This is a genomic window from Ruminococcus sp. AM42-11 (assembly GCF_003480145.1).
GTDB lineage: Bacteria > Bacillota > Clostridia > Lachnospirales > Lachnospiraceae > Blautia_A > Blautia_A faecis.
The window spans coordinates 341706-361966 of sequence record NZ_QUIO01000001.1; the positions used below are offsets into that span (position 1 = coordinate 341706).

Sequence of the window (20261 nt, forward strand, 5' to 3'; positions counted from 1 at the left end):
CAATTGCCCACAGCTGCCTGATTTTCCCACAGCTGCCAGCCTTTATATTTTCTGATTATTTCAGTCCTAACTGAGCCATAACCTGTTTGGTAATCTTAGCTACTAACTCTGCATCTGCATTAGCTGTATCTGCTGCCGGAGCATCGCAGTTGCCGCCAACGAAATCATACTGATATCCTGGGAACTGTTTATAGTCTTCGTTGTGACATGCACCACCGCAATTATGGCAGTTCATGCCATCTTTGTTCTGGCAAAGGCTTGCCGGATGTTTTCCAGGCATACCGAATTTACGACGGATCTCATAAAGTTTCTTAATGTTCTCTTTATCAAATTCCTTCGGGCCTCCAAGAAGTTTGCTCTGATACAGAAGCTGTGCATAGAATTCTACGGACTCCATCTTCATGTATGCAGCGTTCAGGTCTGTGCTCCAGGTAAGAGCTCCGTGGTTCTCAAGAAGAACTGCATCGAAATATGGAAGATATTTCTCAAGGTTATCCGGAATCTCCATTGTAGAAGGTGTACCATACTCAGCGATCGGAACACATCCAAGAGCGATAACTGCCTCTGGCATGATTGGCTGTGTAAGCGGAATACCAGCAATAGCAAAAGATGTTGCATAAATTGGATGAGCATGTACAACAGATCCTACATCAGGTCTCTTCTCATATACTCTCATATGCATCTTGATCTCAGATGATGGTTTGAATCCCGGGTTAGCCTGAAGAACATTTCCTTTTGCATCTACTTTACAGATGAACTCTGGAGTCATAAAGCCTTTGGATACACCAGTAGGTGTGCAAAGGAACTCATTGTCATTCAGTTTTACAGAGATGTTTCCATCATTTGCTGCAACCATGTTGCGGTTATAGATTCTTCTTCCGATGTCGCAAATCTGTTTTTTGATTTCGTATTCGTTTACCATGCTTTTTTCCTCCTTAAGCACATTCAGGTGCGGTGGATTATGTATGTTATAGTACCGCACCGGGTAACTTATCATGGCTAGGCATAGCTAGCCTGTTACTTTTTTGGTTATGTTGTAAGTTTACACCATTCCACATTATAAGTCAAGGTTTTTCCGTTGTTTTATGTTGTTTTATGTGGATTTTTTTCTAGATTGCTATGTTGTTTTTCGTGGTTTTACTGTTTTTCCCCATTTGGCAGGTATTTTCTAATTCACCGGATCAGAGGCATCTTTTTCCCACGGCATTACATCGCCATCTTCCCTGAGATATTCCAAAATCTCCGGAATGCCCTCCTGCTGCCTGGAGTCTACATAAAAGATTTTTTTACAGCCGGCAAGCTCCAGCCAGGACGTGGCAAGTTTTACATTTGCATCCGGATTGTGGATTTTGGTAACAATTCCAATTACTTCACGGTTGGCCATACAGGTAATGCAAGGTGGAAAAAGGCAATACGGTTCCGTGGCAGATACCAGCAGCCCTACCACATCTGATTCATATGTATACAACGCCAGGGCGTGTCCCAGACCTTTCGTCTGGGCATACTCTCCTGGCGTATCTACGATCACATCAAAATTATTTACATATTGTGTTTTATGATAATGTATTTTTTCACCACGCAGGGCCTGGGTCAAAGTAGTTTTTCCAGCCTCGCTGCGACCGATCAGAACAAGTTTCCTCATATTCTGTCAAGTCCTTGTAATGGGGCATAAAGTAAAGCCCAGTTTATTTCCCACATAGTCCAGAATTGCGCTAGTAGAAGCTTCTACTTCCGACACAGTACCTGTGATGATCAGGCTTCCGCTGAAACGATCAACAAATCCCAGTTCAATGCCAGATGATTTCATCGCAATATCTGCCATAATGATAGCAGTTTCTGCCGGACTTACAGTCATGATCCCAATGGCCGCTCTTGAGTAGTCCAGCGACGGATCAAGGCCCAGCTTGGTGTAAAGAATCTTATCCGGATTGGCAATGATATGTGCCAGGGAAATCTGCTTGCCTGGTACAAGCTCCTGTACGATTCTCTGTTTCATTTCCGGAGACATATTATCTGTGTATCCCATTTTCTCCTCCTGAATAAAGAGTTTTTATAATCTGATTTGATTATACCTTTCTGATTTCCAAGTGTCAACAAAAAGCAACATTTCCTGGCATGTTATATGTGGTTTTTCTTGTAGTACAATGTTGTTTTTATTTGTTTTCTCTGTTTTTTCTTATTTATGATTGACATGTTTTTTTCCCTCTGGCATACTAAAGTTAACTGTAAATGGCTTTTCAAAACACTTTTATAGTGAAATTACCAGCTGCATATATTCACGTAATCTTGACTAGGAGATGATTTTATGTATCTTTCTGATATACACACACATTCCATTGCCAGCGGACACGGCACAACCTGCACCATCAGCGACATGGCAAAGGCAGCTTCTCAAAAAGGGCTGAAGCTTCTTGGAATCACAGACCACGGACCAGCCACTCTGGCTGCCGGAACTTCTTCTTATTTCCGAAGCCTGATCTATTCGCCCAGGAAGCGTTTCGATGTGGAATTATTATATGGAATTGAACTGAACATTCTGGATACCGATGGAAAAACAGATCTGCCACAGGAGCTTCTTGATAAGCTGGACTACGCAATCGCCAGCATGCATTATCAGAATTTCCGGCCAAAGACCAGGGAAGAAAATACTGCTGCTTTTCTGAACGTAATGAAGAATCCGGTTATAAAGATCCTGGGACACATTGATAATCCCCAGTATGACATAGATTACGACGCAGTTGTAAAGGCTGCCGGTGAAAACGGTGTTCTCCTTGAGATCAACGAAGCTTCCCTGGCACCTTACGGATATCGGGGCGATACCCATGCCAACTGCGCGCAGATCCTGTCCTGCTGCCGGAAGTATCTGGTTCCAATCGTGCTTTCCAGTGACAGTCATGGAACAGAGCATATTGGAGACTTCACTTATGCCGCTGATTTCGTTCATAATGCTATGTTTCCAGAGGGTCTGATTCTCAACAACCAGATTCCGAAATTAAAGATGCTGTTAAGCATACGATAAAAAGGATCCAGCTTGCAGAATTCCAATGGAATTTTGCATTACGCAAAAACTCTCCGAGAAATATAAATACGTAAGCTTAACTTCGTATATATTCCGGAGAGTTTTTTATACTTATTTCTTTGATTACTCATTTTCATTTTTATGATCTGCTTCTCTTACTTTCTGCATCATCGCAGCAAGTTCCTGATATTTTCCTGTCACATAACCGTAGTTTTTCTTCTTATGAGGTAGCTGACAATTCGTACAATCTTTAAATCCCTTCTCATTATATTTGAAATTTCCGCCGCATTTGTCTCCAAGGGCATAAAGCGGGCAATAGCAGAACAGACAGTTAAAGTCCTCTGGATCAGCTCCTTTATGGCATGGAAAATACTCACATTTCTTATGACTGAAATAAGCGTATTCTTTATCTTCCCAATATTTTTTCTCCATATTTCTCTCCTTATCTCATACAGCTCAAAACAAAATATTCTTTATATTCTATTTCGTAATGCCCCAAAATCAAATGCAAAAAAAGAATCCCGCTTACAGGAATAGAATACGGCCAGAGCGTGTTTAAAAAAGGCTTTCTGTAAGATGTGCGTCACACCCTGCAGGAGATTACGGGAATAATTCTACAAACAGGCTCAGGAAAAGTGTAAAAAAATACCGCATATGCGGCTTCTGAATCATCATTATTTAAGAGGGAGCGATGCTACTCCGGGGTAGAATATGATCCGTTCATATATACGCGGAGGGAACGGTTTCATCCGAAGTAGTATCGCCTGCCATTTAATCTGTATAATTCTTCTGAACAGGCGATCATTCCATAAAAAATGTCCACTCACAAAAGCGGACAACATCTCAGGGCTGCGGATTCCCCAAAACTGGTTGTTACACTTTCATCGGAAGTTTAACCTCGCCATACCAAGCAGGTTTCCTGGCTCCAGAATCATCACTTCCTCTCTCCTTCTCATGCGTAAGCACAATGGACTATGAGATTCGCTCCTCTGTTACAGTGACCGGATCGCTCAGGTTTCTCACCTGATTCCCTCTTTCTGCCAGCTTATAGCTGTCAGCACTTAATATGTTCACTATGGAATTATACTAACATCATAGTACCACCGGTCACTGTCTTTGTCAACCCTTTGGAAGGATTTTTGTTATTTTTTTATCAACCTGGTGTTGCTAGTCACGGCGTGACCAGCAGCGTCATTTTTTCCTGAATCTTCTCCACCAGGATTTTCGCTGTTCTTTCATGAGATCTGTGCCCTGGGTGCTGCCTTGATCCAAATTCTCCTTCCTGTGTATCCGGAAGCTTCACAAATTCCACGCGCTCATCCCCTGTTTTTCTTTTATAATTCCCCACCGCTTTCTCAAGCGTAGGCAAAATCTCATCTCCAAGCATTCCATAACACCACAGAATATAGCTTTCTGGATTACATACGCGCAGTTTTCTCAAAAAGTCTTCCACAGCCTTTCCAACTCTGTCCATATTCTTCGTGCCGCTGCTGTCGTTTGTCCCCAGATTCACTACGATCACATCAGGCTGAAACTTCTGGAAATCCCATTTTTCCATAGCACCCAGTTGTTTGTTTCTTTCTCCATTTAAAAGACCGCACACCTGCTCATAATATAGCGGGATTGCCTGCTGCTCATTGCCTTCCCAGGAACAGAAAACGCCCCAGCCGCTCTGACTGATGCAATTGTACACCGCGCCCAGTTCTTTTGCTGCCATATATGCATAATTATCCACGGCATTGAAGCAAAAGGAATTCCATGTCATTTCTTCTCCTGCACCGCTGCCGCCCTCACCAGAGGTAATGCTGTCCCCTATTACCTCCAATCTGAGCTTTGGTGTTTCAAGAGGTAAAAACTCACCGTCAGTTTCAACCTCCAGAAGCTGAAGCAATGTTTTTTCATCTGTGGGAAACGCAGGAGTATCACGAAGAAGCTTTACATTTCTTACCTTATCCCTTTCCATATTACGGAAAAGACAGATTTCCTGTTCTCCCTTATTTACCATAAGCCGTTGGGACAATACGCCGTCTACGATCACATCCACCCATGGCTCAAAAACATCATAATCGGAGCGGATTTTCACCCATATTTCTGTTGCTTTTACATTCAGTTCAATTCCGGAAGCGGTCCAAAATAGTGTTACCGGTTCCAGACTGCCATTCGTTCTTCCTAATATTCTTAAATATGGAATTTCCTTCATCTGATAATGGCTAAGCATTTTTCTCCACCTCTCATCTGGCTATACGAAATATTTATGTTACGATTTTCAGACAATACTTTTATTCTTACTATACTTCTTTTTTCTTTGCTTTTCCACATTATTTTCAGTAAAAAGCCCCTTCCGGATTTTCATCTCCGGAAAGGGCTCACAAATTCATTTATTCAGATTACACAAGACGTCTTACAGAAGTAATCGTTCTGTATGCAGCATTATCGCTGACCTTGATGCCATCTCTGGCATTGGATGCATGGACAATCTGTCCATTTCCCATATAGATTGCAACATGTCCGCCATAGCAGATCAGGTCGCCTGGCTGAGCATCCGCATAGGATACTTCATATCCGGCATTCTGCTGCTCATAAGATGTTCTTGGAAGACTTACGCCAAAGTTTGCATATACACTCTGCACAAAGCCAGAGCAGTCAGCACCACTGGTAAGGCTTGTTCCACCCCATACATATGGGTTTCCAACAAACTGTGTTGCATAGGATACAACAGAAGAGCCGGAACCTGAAGAACTGCTGGCTGATGAACTGTCAGAAGAACTATCTGAGGAACTGTCGGAGCTGCTTGCCTCGGAATTGTAATCAACTGTATTGTCAGTATCAATTACATTACCATACTCATCGTATTCATAATCAGAAGATCCATCAGAAGAACCACTTACAACATTTCCATCTTCATCATACTGAACATCTTCTGAGGAATTATCTCCGTTCTGAGCTGCTTCCTGTGCTGCTGCAGCTGCTGCGGCCTCTGCCTGACGTCTTGCCTCTTCTTCTGCGGCAATACGCTCTGCCTCAAGCTGCTCAATTTCTGCCTGCTGCTGTTCCAGAAGGTTCGCATACTCAGTAGCCTGCTGCTGTGCATATGCGATCTCGTTCTCGCAATCAGCACTGTTTGCACGAGTTACATCCAACTGATACTGAAGGTTAGACTGCTGGGCCTCATATTCTTCCTTCATGGTCTCAAAATCAGCTTTCTCTTGCTCATACTGATCTTCTAACTTCTGAACCTCCTCAATCGTTCTTGCATATTTCTGAAGGCTCTCTCTGTCCTGCTCATACATCTGCTGTGTATATTCAGCTCTGGTAAGAAGGTCTGCAAGGTTATCTGCATTTAACATCATCTGGAACCATGCATTGTTTCCACCTTTTTCATAAAGATACTGAATACGTTTCTTCATGGCGCTGTACTGTTTATCCTTGGCATTCTGAGCTTGGTCAGGTCGCCTGTGTTTTCTCAATTTCTGCTTCCTTGGAAGCGATATCACTCTCAAGAGTCTGAATGGAAACCATTACATTTACAAGATCAGAATTCAAAGATTCGATCTGGCTCTCAAGCTGCTGCTTCTGATCCCACAGGGCACTCATGCGTGCGTATGTAGCATCCAGCTGCTGGCTTGTCCAGGCCTGCTCTTCTCTTAAATCGCTCTCACGGTCAGCCATTACGCTTACAACCTGTGAGCCGCACATTAAAATTGCCAGTGTCAGACATACAATTCTTTTCTTCATGTTTCATCACCCTCGTTAATCATTTTGATAATCTAAAATAACTTAATTTGTAATATGTTTGCAATATTTCATTCAATCTTGCTACATATTAACACACCCTTGCAAAGATTTCAACCCTAATTTGCAATAAATTTTAAATTTCTGTAACATTTCGTAATATATTCGTTTGAATTAAGCTTTTTTCCACAAGAAAGAATCCTGCTTTGCAGGATTCTCCGCCTGCGGCGGGTCGCTATAAGCGACATCTACCTTTCCGCCGCTTCTGGATCCTGCCCGGCAGGGCTTTTTTATGCTATAGGGAATTCCAACGTAATTTCCTATAGCATAAAAAAGAGAACCGGCGTTTCCACTGGTTCTCTTCCATATAATTATTATTTTCCAAACAGGTCATACAGAATCTGATCTGCTGTCATATTATAATAACCATCCGGATCAGAAAGTGTATTTCCATTCCATCTCAGATAGTTACCATTTCGAATATAGTTTCCAACAGATGGATGATAATTAAAAATACTGTATCCGGAATACAAGGACATATACTTCTTCGCAAGGGCTACAGCCTCACTGGAATAGCTTCCTGTAGGTGTGGTAGTTCCGGAAATCTGGACACCTGCCTGCGGAGTAGAGTGGATGATAACAACACTCTTATCACTGCACTGACCAAGAACGATCCATGTATGACCATCATTGTATCCGATATCGCCAGGCTTCAGCTCCCAGCCATTCTGTGACAGGTAGGACTGGTTTACAATTGTACCCCATCCTTTGCCCTTGTAATAGCTTCCGATCTCACCAGATACCACTGTGTATCCATAACCTACGCCTGACTGAGTCTGCATTACCTGGTAAGCGGACCAGCCTACAAAGCCCGAACAGTCAAAGCCCTTCGCACGGTTCGAGGTGGAAAGATCACGATAATTATTGTAGTCATATCCAGAGGGATTAGCTGACCATTTATTGTACCAGTTGGTCATGGTATCGCTCAGACCTTTTCTGGTAGAATCATTCCAGCCGCCGCCCCATACATAAAGAGCCTTTCCTACTGGCATCAATGCTCCTGCCAGATAGTTCTTGATCGTTTTGCTTCCTGTATTTCCATCTGGTGTAGGGTCATTCTGCTTCTCACCCTGGCATACACCAGTGTCAGAGAACACATAAGTAACACCGTCAATTGTCTGTGTACCTGTATACATAGCTCCTGTAGTAGGGTCAAAATAGTACTTGGTACCTTTATCTGTATTCTCTACCCAGCCGGTTGCCATAGCACCGGAGCCACTGTAGAAATAATATGTAACATTGTTAATGGTCTTAAATCCAACTGCCATAATTCCATTGGTCGAAGTGGAAGAAGTGCTGGCAAAATACCGCTTCACTCCGGAGGAACTTGTCAACCAGCCTGTAGCCATAATTCCTGTCTTGGAAAAATAGCGGATATTTCCTTTGCTGTCCTTTACAAAACCGGTAGCTGCAACGCCTGACTTAGCGTAAAGGTAATAGGTCTTTCCGCCAAGCTTCAGCCACTTTGTCTTCATGTATCCGGTTGATGGTGCAAAGTAACGACGCTGTCTCTTGGAATTGGAAAGCCATCCAGTTACCATAACACCTGCTTTGCTTGTGAAATAACGCTTTCTGCCCTTTTTATCTTTCACCCAGCCTTTCGCCTGAACACCGGTAGATTTACTAAAATAATATTTCTTACCGTTCAGGGTAAGCCATCCTTTGACTTTCTTGCCGTTTTTATAGTAGTATGTTTTCCCTTTTACTGTACGGAATCCATTCTTCGTGGCAGCCTGTACATCTCTTGATGTACTATGGCATGTAAAACCGGCTGCCATAAGCATTACCAGCAGCAGGATACTCCAAAGTCTGAATTTTTTACATTTGTTTTGCATACTTACCTTCCTTTTTAATTAATCTGTTGCTGTCCACAGGTAATACTGCAGTCCAGCAAACACAACCCCTGTTATTATCATCTTCAAGTTTTTACAAAGTTGTTACAGCTTTATGTAGCTCATTATATTACAGTTTCCATCTATCGTCAACCCGAAAGTAAAACTCTGTAAAGTTTTCACAATATTTTCGTATTATTTTTCTTTAAAAGCAATGATTTCAAAGGTATTTTCCATAAAAAAAGAACAGTCCCACACAATGTAAAAGAACTGTCCTTTTATAAATTCTGTAATATTTCTGTTATAAAGTGATTATAACAGATGTTTTCTTAATTCTTCTCCGCTCAGAGCGCTTAAGTAAGCAGGTGCAACATCAAATACAGTCTTGCAGCCCTTCTGTCCCTCCTGGTTCATGCGGTATGCAGCTCTGGCATATGCAACAATTACAGAAGAAGTAAATTCCGGATTGGAATCCAGTTTCAGGCTGTACTCGATCACATGACTGTTCTCATCGTTCCAGCCGGTCTTGCCTGTGCGGATTACAAATCCACCGTGCGGAATTCCGCTGTGGTCACGCTTCAGTTCCTCTTCGGAAATAAAATGTACTGTGGTATCGTATTCATCAAAGTAGTTCGGCATAGTCTTGATCTCATTCTCAATTCTTGCAAGATCAGCGCCTTCTTCAGCTACTACGAAACACTCTCTGGTATGTTTCTCCCTTGTAGTAAGCTCCGGATTCTTTCCGCTTCTTACTGCTTCCAGTGCAGCCTCAACCGGGATAGTGTACTGTTTGCCATCCTTTACCCCTTTGATACGGCGGATTGCATCAGAATGTCCCTGGCTTACGCCTTTTCCCCAGAATGTGTAATCCTTGCCGTTTGTCAGGATTGCATTTGCATACATGCGGTTCAGGGAAAACATTCCCGGATCCCAGCCTACAGAAATAATTCCAACATGACCGTTCTCAGAAGCTGCTTTGTCCACATTTGCAAAATGTTCCGGGATTCTCTTATGGGTATCAAAGCTGTCTACCACATTGAACCACTGGGCATATTTCGGTGTCTGCTCTGGCAGGTCAGTAGCACTTCCGCCGCAAAGAATCATAACATCAATCTGATCTTTCATCTTCTCAGCATCATCTACAGAATATACCTTCGCTGTTTCAGTCAGGATCTTAACCGTTTCAGGAGCACGACGGGTAAATACACCCACCAGTTCCATATCAGGATTGTGCTTGATCGCACATTCTACGCCACGTCCCAGGTTGCCATATCCCAGGATACCAATACGAATACTCATTATCTGATTCCTCCTATACTACCGCACGCAAGATGCACAATCCCGACAAATGGTCAGGCAGCCCCCATCCCATACGAACGTCAGATGCTTCACGTCTGCGGTATCTATATCTATTTCACGCTTTAACAGTTTAATACGTGCGAGTTTTCTTGTCAATTGATTTTTAACAAAATCTGTCATTCAAAGATTCCGGTTCTTTGGTAACATCAAAACACCTCAAAAAAGAATACTGTACAATGGCATCTTTCTCCACGGTACAGTATCATAAACTTCTACTTTATTAACAGCACAGCACTCCGCTTCCCGGACAGCACATTCCACATAGCGCATTCGCCAGACAAAGCTTCAGACACATATCATCTCCTGCCACCGGCATTCCTCCAAACGGTCCTTGCTGTGTCTCATACCAGCTTCCGCCGCCCTCCATCCGGTTCAGGAGCATACGGTACTGCTGATTATTCGGCTCCTGGCGCACAGCTTCACGAATATGCTCCAGCGCTTTTACATTATTCCCCATTCCCATGTTCGCCATGGAGGAAATATAATACCACTCTCCATTCTTCTGGGAAAGGGAATTCAACACATTCATAGCCTCCTGATAATGTCCGCTCTGAACAAAATTAGCTGCTGCACGTCTGCGCACACTTTCCTCATCTTCGTAAGTGCTCTGGCGCTGCTGTCCTCCAAAGCCGCCAAATCCTCCATATCCATAACCACCGTATCCGCCGGAAGATCCACCACTGCTTCCATACTCGCGTTCTCTCATGATCTGCTCATATGCCTGCTGTACTTCCTTAAACTTCTCTTCTGCCTGATCCTTGTTCGGATTGTTAATATTCGCATCCGGATGGTACTTCCGGCTTAACTTTCTGTATGCCTTCTTTATTTCTTCATCTGTTGCATTTCTGGAAACTCCCAGTACGCTATATGGATCCAACATGTTCTTTCTCCCGTTCTTCCCTGCGTTTCCTGCTCACTTCCTCGAAGCGGCACCACACACCGGAATATAAAATGTTCCGAAGAATATCCCCATATTTAATAATAGGAAGCTTCTCGAATTCTCTGCAGGTTTCTGCCATCATCATCATAAGGATCTGGCGTACTTCCCCTTCAAACCCTTCCATTGTATATTTTTCTGCGAAAGGATTGTAATCTTTATTTTTCACATCTTCTTCCACATCATCATATGCATCCAGAAGATAGATGAATTTGCCAAGATAAAAGCCAATTCTTCGAAGGCTTTTCTCCCACTCATCCTGCCTGTAAGCAAGAATCTCCTCCATAATATGCCCAAAAATCCCGGACATTCTGTCTATATCTGTCTCTCCCTGTTTCTCCAAAGCGGAAAGCTCATCCAGAAGTTCGACGATCCGCTTCGCCTTATCTGGATAAAGTTTTAACAGACGGTTATTTTTCCCCTCGAGAAGCCTGGCGTAACCAAGCTTCACATATTTTCTGTCATCGTTCCAGTCATCCAGACATTTATAATAAGTTAAAAGTATATTCATGTCTGCACAGTATTCTGTCATCACATTCTTTCGAACTGGCTGTTTTCTCACAGGATGAAGAATGCATCTGGTAGTGCCCTTGTACGTCTTTGGCTCATAAAGGCCGGAAAGAAGCATGATCACAAAAGTCATATCATAGCTTAATGTAATCTGGCCGGATATCCCGTATTTCTCACGCAGTTCCCTGCAGAGTCCGCAGTAAAAGGTTCTGTACATGTCAAAATCCTTCATCTTGATCTCCGGCTTGTTCATTACAATATATCCAAACATATCAGCGCCTCTTTATAAATTTGGTATGACACTTGGGACATTCAATCTCCACTTTCTTAAATCCGCCTCTGGGAATACGGATTTTCTGACCGCAGCCAGGGCAGCTGTAAATATGATAGTCCTTGCGCTGGCTCATCATTCGCTTCTCTTTCTGGAAACGGGCTCTTAACTTATCTGTCATCTGAAGATACTTCTGATTCTCCTGATAACGTTTTGAAATATTTTTTGAAAAAATCCTGAAATAAGTATAAACAATGGCAGCCATCCCAAACAGATCCAGAAATGCGCCGATTCCACTTCTGGTCCCAGTAAATAAGGTGAGCACAATAGCAGCCAGTGCCACTCCCATAGTGAATCTTGCGAACTGATCTACTCCGTTTCGTCCCTGCATAAATCTCATAAATTTTTCTTTCAATAAAATACCTTCTTTCTTGTGAACTTATCTTCCTGGAATAAGTTTCTGTCGCTCTTTTGTTATTATATTATTTCCCTATCCCTGATTCTGTACATTCACTATTATGGTTCACAAAACAACCAGCAATCATTCCGTCTTTTCCTATCTGTCGCTGCAGACTTGAAAAATGTAAAATTTCAGATAATAAGATTCATCAGCAGACCATAAGATCGGATGATCTGGTGCCTGGGTGCGATATTCTACCTGACGGAGACGTTTATGCACATTTCTGGCAGCCTGCCCGATGGTCTGGGTAAAAAGCTGGTAATCCATAAAATGTGAACAGGAACAGGTTGCAAGGAAACCGCCGTCTTTCACCAGCTTCATGGCACGAAGATTGATCTCACGATAGCCTTTCACTGCATTCTTAACAGAGCTTCTTGACTTGGTAAATGCAGGTGGATCCAGAATCACCACGTCATATTTCTCGCCTTTCTCTTCCAGTTTCGGAAGAAGATCGAAGACGTCCTCACAGATAAATTTTACAGAATCAGAAAGTCCGTTTAAAGCTGCATTGGCTGTAGCCTGATCAACTGCAAGCTGTGAAGCATCCACACCTGTTACTTCTTTCGCTCCTGCATATCCTGCATTTAAGGCGAAAGAACCGGTATGGGTAAAACAGTCCAGAACTCTGGCATTCTTACAAAGCTTCTGGATTGCCAGACGATTGTATTTCTGATCCAGGAAAAATCCTGTCTTCTGACCGTCTTTTACATCCACCTGATATTTTACACCATTTTCCACAATTTCAACCAAAGTAGGGAACTCTTCACCAATAAAGCCCTTATATGGCTCCATTCCCTCCTGCTTACGTACTTTCACGTCACTTCTCTCGTAAACGCCGCAGATCCGGATACCATCCTCTGCCAGAACTTTCTTCAGAAGTTCCACCAGCATCTCTTTATAACGGTCGATTCCAAGTGCAAGGGACTGTACCACCAGCACATCAGAAAACTTGTCCACAATAAAACCCGGCAGAAAATCTGCCTCTCCGAAGATCACGCGACAGCTTGAAGTATCCGTTACTTTCTTACGATACTCCCATGCATCCCGCACTCTTTTCTCAAAAAATTCCTCATCGATCACAGTATTCTCATCTTTTGAAAGAAGACGTACCACAATCCTGGAATTCGTATTGATGAATCCTCTTCCCAGAGGATATCCGTCAAAATCATGAACCAGTACAATATCTCCATTTACAAAGCTTCCCATAATAGAAGCTACTTCATTATCAAAAATCCACATTCCGCCGGATTTCAAAAGACGTCCTTCTCCCTTTTTCAGGGTTACTACTGCCAGACTCATAGCACTACTCCTTTGCTTTTGCGATTTAGGTAACATTGTAGCACACAATTTCTCAATTTGCCAGTGTTTCCAGGGGTTCTGAGAAAAAGTCATAAAAATTTCACTAATCTTAAAATTTTATAAACTGCCAGCCATTCATCTTCTTTTTTTAACAGACATCTCAGTCTCATTAACAACACAAAAAAACTCCGGACTGCCTGAACTCGCTTCCTATCGTCAGATTCTAAATCCGACTTTCAATGGCGGTACACGGTTCAGACATTCCAGAGCTTTCACTTATCTTATATTCTGACTTTTCCAGATGGTTATTTTCTTCTTATTTCGCATTCGCTGCAGTTACATATACATGAATCAGATTTGCCTTAATAAGGGCTGGACGAACTGCATTGTAAATAATCACAACCAGGATTGTAGATACAATTGCATTTACAAATGTAGCACCGGCGCTTAATTTTGCAAGGATGCTCGCTACTTCCTGGGGCTGACCAAGAATGTACTGTTTGTAGAAATAGCCAACGATGGGATCTGCGATCACATTAAAAGCAAGACCTGCAATGGAAGCGATCAGACTCCATTTGAATACGTATTTCTTGTCGTTCGTCTCATTGATCTTTGCAATCTTGTGGGCTACAAGACCTGTTATAAGACCGATGCAAAGCTTCAGGACAAAAGTCTTGGGTGCTCCTGTAATGTAAACCGGATCCATAAGGTCTGCGATAGTCATTCCAATAGAACCAGCAAGACCGCCGTACCAACCGCCAAGAAGCAGAGCTCCAAGCACGCAGAAGGTATTTCCGATGTGAAGAGAAGTAGCATCTCCACCCGGTACCGGAATCTTAATCTGCAAAAATGTAAAAGATACATAGCAAAGTGCTGCAAGAAGTGCAGTCTCTGCAAGTTTCATAATGGTAGAATTCTGTTTGTTCATAGGTTTCTCTCTCTTTCCCGGAAACCTGGTACATATTGAAAAAACATTCTGCAAGATGTGCCTCACAAGTTGCAGGAATGATTTCTCAAACAAGCTCCAATGTTTCCTGTTTAATCACTGCTTTTTATACTGCAGTATCTTATTAGCACTTATCATAGCGAGATACTGGTATGTCTTCAATAGACAGTTTTGATTATTTTTAAGAGGTCAGTTGTTTTCTGCAAAAAAAGGTACAGTCCCCAATATCCCACTGGATATCAGTTTCTGTACCTTTTCCACCAGCAGACATGTCATCTCCTGGAGCATCACCACATACTATTCAACAGTATTCTTCCAGATTCATGTCTTTTATTCTTCGTAAGACTCTTCATCAATAGTCTCGTCATAAGACTCATCGCCTACTTCATCTGTAGCACTTTCATCTGTTGTCACATTTTCAGAGCCGTCAGCTGAATCACTGGATTCTGAACTCTCACCATAAAGTTTCTCAAAGAACTTCATAGTATCTTTATACAGGGTATCTTTATCATCAGAAGATACTGCATCGCCAAGAACATCAATATCCTCAGAAGACTCACCATCATCGATCACATCAATGCCGAAAAGTTTCTTCATCTCTTTATCCAGCATATTCAGTTCTGGTGTAATGTATTTCTCAGTTCCATCCTCCTGATAGGAAACAGCACCATTTCCAAGGATACCAAGGTATTTCTGAAGAACCTTGATGGAAAGCTTGTTGGCTGTGTCGGAATCAAGTGTTACAGTAACTGCAGCATCATCTCCCATTACTTCGTAAAGAGCGTCCTCATCACCGCTGTACTCTCCCTGACAGAAGGTCTTCGCTTTTTCAAATTTCGCTTTCGCATCATCGCCAAGGAAATCTGTATTCAGCTGGGATATATCTGTGATCTCTTCGGAAGAATCACTGCCATCACCAGTATCTGTTCCGCCAACTTCACTGATGTCACCATCAGCTGACTCATCTGTACTTCCATCTGTGTTCTCGCCGGAATCATCAGAAGCCGGAAATTCTTCCCAGGATTCTTCACCGGATTCGTCTGCAGCTCCAGTCTCCTCAGCAAGTCCCGGATCCTCTGTAGAACTCTCGATAACATTGTCACCAAGAGCACTCTGGTCTACATTATCCACAATACTGTCCTCATCATCTGATGAATCACTGCTCTCCTCTGCCTTTCCTGTTACATTGTCATTTACACGCTCCAGAGTTTCCTGCATCTCAGAGTAATCATAGTCCTGCTGGGAAATCTGCTGAAGCAGGTTTACGATGGTATTAATCTCATCATCTGTAAGAGTTACATTGTTATTATTGGAGATATTTACAACAATATTGTAAATATCGTCTGCATTCTGAACATTGTCTGCAATAACCTGCATTTTCGCCTGGTTAATAACAGTGGTAGCGTCATTCTGTCCTACAGAATCAGCAAGATTACCTGTAACTACCATCTCCTCAGTAGCAAGCTCCTTCTTGGTCTCGTCAAGCTTCTGTCCACTGGCAGTCTCATATGCCATCTGGATACCAGTCAGTGCTCCTGTACCGGATACCTCGAATGGGCATGCAGCAACAACCTCACAGTTGGTAACACCAGATGTGGAAAGGGAACTTGCAATCATATTGCAGGTAACCCAGTTCAAATTGGCGGTACGAACCTTGATGCCACCGGATGTGGTAGGCTTCACATAAGCGCAGCTCACTGTTCTTGTACCAATCTGCTCCAGCGGAACATAGGAACTTAAGTGATCCCTCTCATCCTGATTGGTAACGTAGATAATCTGTGCCTGGCTGGAATCTACTTTAAAATATTTCAGCATGGTGTTCTTCTGCTCATCTGAAAGATCTGCGCCAAGTGTAACAACCTTCATAGCATCTGCCATAGCCGGTACTGTGGGAACCATGCTTCCCATAACCATTGATGCGCTGCAGAGTAGCGTAGCTAATAATTTGCCTTTCTTCATAACTTTTCCTCCAACTTTCTGTCTGGGTTATAATCTGATCTGTAATGAAAGCCTCATACTCTGTAACGGCTTCCATGCACTGCACTTCTGTCTTTGCAGTTGTTTCATTTAGTACACTTATTATAACATACTTCTTATAGTTTTTGTAATTTTAATTGTTAATTCTCTCTTTGAACATGAAAATATGTTTTGGTAAAAAAATTATTATATCAGCAGCTTTTCCAGAGCCTGTTACCGTGCAGGCTGTAAACAGTAATCCAGAACCTCCTGCACGGTCTTAACTGGTGTAATCTCAAGCTTCTCTTTTACCTCATCGGCCACATCATCAAGATCATCCATATTCTCATATGGAATAAACACATGCTTTACGCCAGCTCTCTGGGCAGCCATCAGCTTCTCCGGCAGTCCGCCAATAGGCATAACACCGCCGCGAAGGGAAACTTCTCCTGTCATTGCAATTTCTGCAGGTACAGGCCTTCCTGTCACCAGAGAGGATAAAGCAGTTACCAGCGTGATGCCTGCTGATGGGCCATCCTTGGGAACTGCTCCTGCCGGCACATGGATGTGAAGATCATTTTCCTTGAATTTATCTGCAAATTCCGGATAGAGGGACTTCACAAGAGTAATGGCAATCTGGGCGGACTCTTTCATCACATCTCCAAGCTGTCCGGTAATGATCACCTTTCCATCGCCTTTTGTAAAAGAAGTTTCGATAAAAAGGATTTCTCCACCAGCACTGGTCCAGGCAAGACCGGTTACAACTCCAGGCACTGGGTTTTCCAGAATCTTCTCATGATGAATTCCATGTCCCAAAAATTCTGCTACACGCTTCTCACTTACCGTAATGCTCTTCTGCTCACCCTTTACCAGCTTCACAGCTGCATATCTGCATAACACATCCATCTGCTTCTTCAGTCCGCGGACACCAGCCTCCGCTGTATACTCTTCAATAATGCGGCGGATTGCCTCATCTGTCACCTTCAGATTCTGGGCTTTGATTCCCATGCTCTTCATTGCTTTCGGCAAAAGATGACGTCTCGCGATCTGAAACTTCTCTACTGCAGTATATCCAGGAAACTGGATTACTTCCATACGATTGAGCAATGGCTCAGGAATGGTATCGGTGGAATTGGCTGTACACACAAAAAGCACATTGGAAAGATCATAAGGAACATTCATATAATGGTCTGTAAAGCTTCCGTTCTGCTCCGGATCCAGCACTTCCAGAAGAGCACTTGCCGGATCACCGCCGTAATCTTTGGCGAGCTTGTCCACCTCATCCAGTACCATAACCGGATTTGCAGCTCCGCTTCTCTTCATTCCTTCCATAATCCTGCCTGGCATAGCACCTATGTAGGTTCTTCTGTGTCCTCGAATTTCCGCTTCATCACGGATTCCACCAAGACTGATACGCACGTATTTACGGTGAAGCGCACGGGCAATACTCTGTCCGATACTGGTTTTTCCAGTTCCAGGCGCACCTACAAACAATAAAATGGAACCAGACTGTTTCTTATTAAGAGCCATAACAGCAAGCTGCTGGATAATTCGCTCTTTTACTTTTTTCAACCCATAATGGTCTTCATTCAGGATTTCTTCTGCCTCGTTCAAATCAATTTCAGCAGGTTCCTCTGTCTTCCAGGAAAGACTTGTAGCAAAGTCCAGATAATCATACAGCATACCATACTCATGGCTGTCTTTTCCTTCCTGCTTCATGCGGTTCAGCACCTTTTCAGCTTCTTTGCGTGCTTCCTCATTCATGCCGGATTCCTGGATTTTCTTCTGGAAACGGCGCACATCAGAAATATTCTCCGGATGCATTTCGTCCAGCTGCTGCTGAAGAAATTCGATCTGCTTCCGGATAGCGGACTCCCGGTAAACTTTCTCATTGGAGTTCTTCTGCGCAGTCTCAGCTTCCTCACTGACACGGAAAATCTCCATCAGCTCATAGACAGCCTCTTCCATCAGATGCATGCGTTCTTTCCTGGAATCCACCTCGATCATATGGTATTTTTCTTCCCAGGAAAGGCTCATGTAACCAGCCAGGGCACTGACGGCTTCCGGATAGCTTTTCCAATGGTAGATCATGCTGCGTACCCAGACGCCCCACTGAAAGCCTTTTGCAAAATCCATCAGTTCTTTCTTGATCTTATCAAATTTCTCCTTTTCTTCTTCCGGGGAGATATCCTGGATATCCGGAAGATCTACCGCTTCTGCCTGAACCATGCCGTCAGTATATTCTACATGAGTCACCTGCACTCTTCTTCTGGTAGTAATCTTGACGCTGCCTTCCTCGTCTATATTCTCAATGATTCCCATCACGCCCACTGGAAAAATATTTTCCATGGAAATTTCCTCTGGGGCTATTTCTTTCTTCTGTAAAACGAAGAGAATTTCTTCTCCGATATTCTGTTCTTTAATTCTGCCTTCCGGAAACATATCTTTTTTAAAGAAAAATGTAACTTCCGGTAAAAGAAGAAGTTCATAAACTGGTATTGTAATCATACATGTTTCCTCCTTGTATTGTTAGCACTCTTTTAATATGAGTGCCAGATTTATTCTATAGAAAATGGCGAACTCATATGAATTCGCCATCTGAATCTATGATAGTTCATTATAGCACTAAATTAAAATTTTGCAATAAGAATCGAACATTCTTTCTGGAACATGGTAGTTTTTTGAAACATTTATTTCGAAACGAGAGCTAATTTTGCATTCTGATCTGTTCCCCTTTTATGGGCGCATAGGTATAAAGCTTCTCACCATCCAAATCCGCCTTGTACATATCCACAGCACTGATCTGGTGATTGTCGTAAGTATTATAATAATAGATTCCCTTATCTGTATTACAGCAGGAAGTATATAGCGTAATCTCATACTTGTCTTCTCCCAGCTTGCAGCAGCCCCTCTGCTGGTCTACGCTGCCAAGAATGTGGAAAAACTGGCTTACGCTTTCTTCTTCTGAATCCCCGGACAGAGAGTTCATTTTTACAAAGGCCACCCTCACAAATCTTGACTGTGAGGAGAGATCTCCCGGCAGTCCCATGCCACCCATTCCCCGGCTGTACTGATTCAGTTCCAGATTTTCTGAAAAAGTGTTACTGCGGTTTTCCACAGCCAGCTGCATATAATTGTTCAGATTAAACATCTGATAGTTAAAGGGCGGATTGTTTGTGAGGACACCTACTGGATTATCATATATTTTCATTCCCTCTTCCAACGACTCCAGGGTAATACATTCCTCTTTGTCCGCAATAATCCAGTGCAGCTGCGCAACTGGCAGATCAGGAAGAAATGGGGTGTCAATCAGGTTCATATTCTTAAGAAGCTGGCGTGCATCTTTCACTGTAGCACATTTTCCCAGAATCCATGGGATCAGTTCGAACTGAGTGATATTGTCTTTCCCCTCTACAGGCTTCTTGTAGCTGGCATTTCCAACGAAATTAAGGCCGGCGATTCCAAGACCTTTCTCATTGACCGCATCATAATACAGCGGATAGTTCTCCATAACACATGCCATTCCGATCATGGCATAATGACTTTTCAGCTGACCGCCTTCTCTTAAGTCAAATACATAATTTCTAGGCGTGATCACTACCTGATCTCCATAGGAAATTTCATAATCCAGAGTTCTTCCAAAATAAAAATCCTTTGTTTTATAGGTTGCTGCTGTACACATCTTCTGTTCCTCCATTCATCAGAGATTGTTTAAAAAAATCAGTTCGGTAATCTGCATATTCCCAAAAGTTCCCAAGGCGTTGTATTTTCCAGTCTGTCATGTTATTATTTATAAAAATTGTGCATGAACGGTTCATCATTAGTGTTATATATTGTAGCACAAACTGTGAAAATTTAAACTCTTTTTTCCCGATTTCAC

At 42.8% G+C, this 20261-nt stretch carries 18 protein-coding genes and 1 riboswitch; of the genes, 1 reads left to right on the forward strand and 17 read right to left on the reverse strand.

The window, feature by feature from the left end:
* Positions 1–55: 55 nt before the first annotated feature.
* From DW904_RS01470 to DW904_RS01480, 3 genes are all read right to left on the reverse strand, one after another.
* Positions 56–922 (reverse strand): class II aldolase/adducin family protein, encoded by an 867-nt coding sequence (locus DW904_RS01470; protein ID WP_118577777.1) that lies wholly within the window; start codon positions 920–922, stop codon positions 56–58.
* Between the two features lie 246 nt (positions 923–1168).
* Entirely contained in the window at positions 1169–1642 is a 474-nt protein-coding gene (locus DW904_RS01475; protein ID WP_118577778.1) for a EutP/PduV family microcompartment system protein, read from the reverse strand.
* A gap of 6 nt (positions 1643–1648) precedes the next feature.
* Complete coding sequence (locus DW904_RS01480) at positions 1649–2026, reverse strand: BMC domain-containing protein (protein ID WP_021924989.1); 378 nt, start codon at positions 2024–2026, stop codon at positions 1649–1651.
* 279 nt (positions 2027–2305) lie between these two features.
* Between DW904_RS01480 and DW904_RS01485 the strand changes: the two genes are divergently transcribed.
* Positions 2306–3019, forward strand: a complete 714-nt coding sequence (locus tag DW904_RS01485) for a phosphatase (RefSeq protein ID WP_118577779.1) — start codon at positions 2306–2308, stop codon at positions 3017–3019.
* 123 nt (positions 3020–3142) lie between these two features.
* Here DW904_RS01485 and DW904_RS01490 read toward each other — a convergent pair whose 3' ends face one another.
* From DW904_RS01490 to bsh, 14 genes are all read right to left on the reverse strand, one after another.
* The gene (locus tag DW904_RS01490) at positions 3143–3451 is read right to left on the reverse strand and encodes a cysteine-rich small domain-containing protein (RefSeq protein WP_118577780.1); all 309 of its coding nucleotides are present in this window, start codon (positions 3449–3451) and stop codon (positions 3143–3145) included.
* A 459-nt stretch (positions 3452–3910) separates the two neighbouring features.
* A riboswitch (cobalamin riboswitch) is annotated at positions 3911–4099 on the reverse strand.
* Positions 4100–4190: 91 nt separating this feature from the next.
* Positions 4191–5237 (reverse strand): GDSL-type esterase/lipase family protein, encoded by a 1047-nt coding sequence (locus DW904_RS01495; protein WP_118577781.1) that lies wholly within the window; start codon positions 5235–5237, stop codon positions 4191–4193.
* Positions 5238–5406: 169 nt separating this feature from the next.
* Complete coding sequence (locus DW904_RS01500) at positions 5407–6486, reverse strand: C40 family peptidase (protein WP_243110249.1); 1080 nt, start codon at positions 6484–6486, stop codon at positions 5407–5409.
* Positions 6464–6754, reverse strand: a complete 291-nt coding sequence (locus DW904_RS23420) for a DUF3450 domain-containing protein (RefSeq protein WP_243110250.1) — start codon at positions 6752–6754, stop codon at positions 6464–6466. The genes DW904_RS01500 and DW904_RS23420 overlap by 23 nt, the downstream gene beginning before the upstream one ends.
* Before the next feature lie 371 nt (positions 6755–7125).
* Entirely contained in the window at positions 7126–8646 is a 1521-nt protein-coding gene (locus DW904_RS01505) for an N-acetylmuramoyl-L-alanine amidase family protein (protein ID WP_118577782.1), read from the reverse strand.
* 309 nt (positions 8647–8955) lie between these two features.
* Positions 8956–9942, reverse strand: a complete 987-nt coding sequence (locus DW904_RS01510; protein WP_118577783.1) for a diaminopimelate dehydrogenase — start codon at positions 9940–9942, stop codon at positions 8956–8958.
* A gap of 280 nt (positions 9943–10222) precedes the next feature.
* Entirely contained in the window at positions 10223–10882 is a 660-nt protein-coding gene (locus tag DW904_RS01515; RefSeq protein ID WP_118577784.1) for a J domain-containing protein, read from the reverse strand.
* Positions 10866–11720, reverse strand: a complete 855-nt coding sequence (locus DW904_RS01520; RefSeq protein WP_118577785.1) for a DUF5685 family protein — start codon at positions 11718–11720, stop codon at positions 10866–10868. The genes DW904_RS01515 and DW904_RS01520 overlap by 17 nt, the downstream gene beginning before the upstream one ends.
* 1 nt (position 11721) lies before the next feature.
* The gene (locus DW904_RS01525) at positions 11722–12135 is read right to left on the reverse strand and encodes a hypothetical protein (protein ID WP_118577786.1); all 414 of its coding nucleotides are present in this window, start codon (positions 12133–12135) and stop codon (positions 11722–11724) included.
* Positions 12136–12276: 141 nt separating this feature from the next.
* Entirely contained in the window at positions 12277–13479 is a 1203-nt protein-coding gene (locus tag DW904_RS01530) for a class I SAM-dependent rRNA methyltransferase (RefSeq protein WP_118577787.1), read from the reverse strand.
* A gap of 316 nt (positions 13480–13795) precedes the next feature.
* Positions 13796–14407, reverse strand: coding sequence for an ECF transporter S component (locus DW904_RS01535; protein ID WP_118577788.1), 612 nt, complete (start codon positions 14405–14407; stop codon positions 13796–13798).
* Positions 14408–14755: 348 nt separating this feature from the next.
* Positions 14756–16384 carry a DUF1002 domain-containing protein gene (locus DW904_RS01540; protein ID WP_118577789.1) on the reverse strand — a complete coding sequence of 543 codons (1629 nt, stop codon included), beginning with the start codon at positions 16382–16384 and terminating at the stop codon, positions 14756–14758.
* A gap of 231 nt (positions 16385–16615) precedes the next feature.
* Entirely contained in the window at positions 16616–18889 is a 2274-nt protein-coding gene (gene lon / locus DW904_RS01545) for an endopeptidase La (RefSeq protein ID WP_118577790.1), read from the reverse strand.
* 199 nt (positions 18890–19088) lie between these two features.
* Positions 19089–20063 carry a choloylglycine hydrolase gene (gene bsh / locus DW904_RS01550; RefSeq protein WP_118577791.1) on the reverse strand — a complete coding sequence of 325 codons (975 nt, stop codon included), beginning with the start codon at positions 20061–20063 and terminating at the stop codon, positions 19089–19091.
* Positions 20064–20261 lie beyond the last annotated feature (198 nt).

Bases quoted from the DNA above. Each gene is read 5' to 3' on its own strand.
- DW904_RS01530 (WP_118577787.1), bottom strand. From the start codon at position 13,479: ATGAGTCTGGCAGTAGTAACCCTGAAAAAGGGAGAAGGACGTCTTTTG.
- bsh (WP_118577791.1), bottom strand. From the start codon at position 20,063: ATGTGTACAGCAGCAACCTATAAAACAAAGGATTTTTATTTTGGAAGA.
- lon (WP_118577790.1), bottom strand. From the start codon at position 18,889: ATGATTACAATACCAGTTTATGAACTTCTTCTTTTACCGGAAGTTACA.
- DW904_RS01540 (WP_118577789.1), bottom strand. From the start codon at position 16,384: ATGAAGAAAGGCAAATTATTAGCTACGCTACTCTGCAGCGCATCAATG.
- DW904_RS01520 (WP_118577785.1), bottom strand. From the start codon at position 11,720: ATGTTTGGATATATTGTAATGAACAAGCCGGAGATCAAGATGAAGGAT.
- DW904_RS01490 (WP_118577780.1), bottom strand. From the start codon at position 3,451: ATGGAGAAAAAATATTGGGAAGATAAAGAATACGCTTATTTCAGTCAT.
- DW904_RS01505 (WP_118577782.1), bottom strand. From the start codon at position 8,646: ATGCAAAACAAATGTAAAAAATTCAGACTTTGGAGTATCCTGCTGCTG.
- DW904_RS01495 (WP_118577781.1), bottom strand. From the start codon at position 5,237: ATGCTTAGCCATTATCAGATGAAGGAAATTCCATATTTAAGAATATTA.
- DW904_RS01480 (WP_021924989.1), bottom strand. From the start codon at position 2,026: ATGGGATACACAGATAATATGTCTCCGGAAATGAAACAGAGAATCGTA.
- DW904_RS01475 (WP_118577778.1), bottom strand. From the start codon at position 1,642: ATGAGGAAACTTGTTCTGATCGGTCGCAGCGAGGCTGGAAAAACTACT.
- DW904_RS01470 (WP_118577777.1), bottom strand. From the start codon at position 922: ATGGTAAACGAATACGAAATCAAAAAACAGATTTGCGACATCGGAAGA.
- DW904_RS01510 (WP_118577783.1), bottom strand. From the start codon at position 9,942: ATGAGTATTCGTATTGGTATCCTGGGATATGGCAACCTGGGACGTGGC.
- DW904_RS23420 (WP_243110250.1), bottom strand. From the start codon at position 6,754: ATGAAGAAAAGAATTGTATGTCTGACACTGGCAATTTTAATGTGCGGC.
- DW904_RS01535 (WP_118577788.1), bottom strand. From the start codon at position 14,407: ATGAACAAACAGAATTCTACCATTATGAAACTTGCAGAGACTGCACTT.
- DW904_RS01515 (WP_118577784.1), bottom strand. From the start codon at position 10,882: ATGTTGGATCCATATAGCGTACTGGGAGTTTCCAGAAATGCAACAGAT.
- DW904_RS01485 (WP_118577779.1), top strand. From the start codon at position 2,306: ATGTATCTTTCTGATATACACACACATTCCATTGCCAGCGGACACGGC.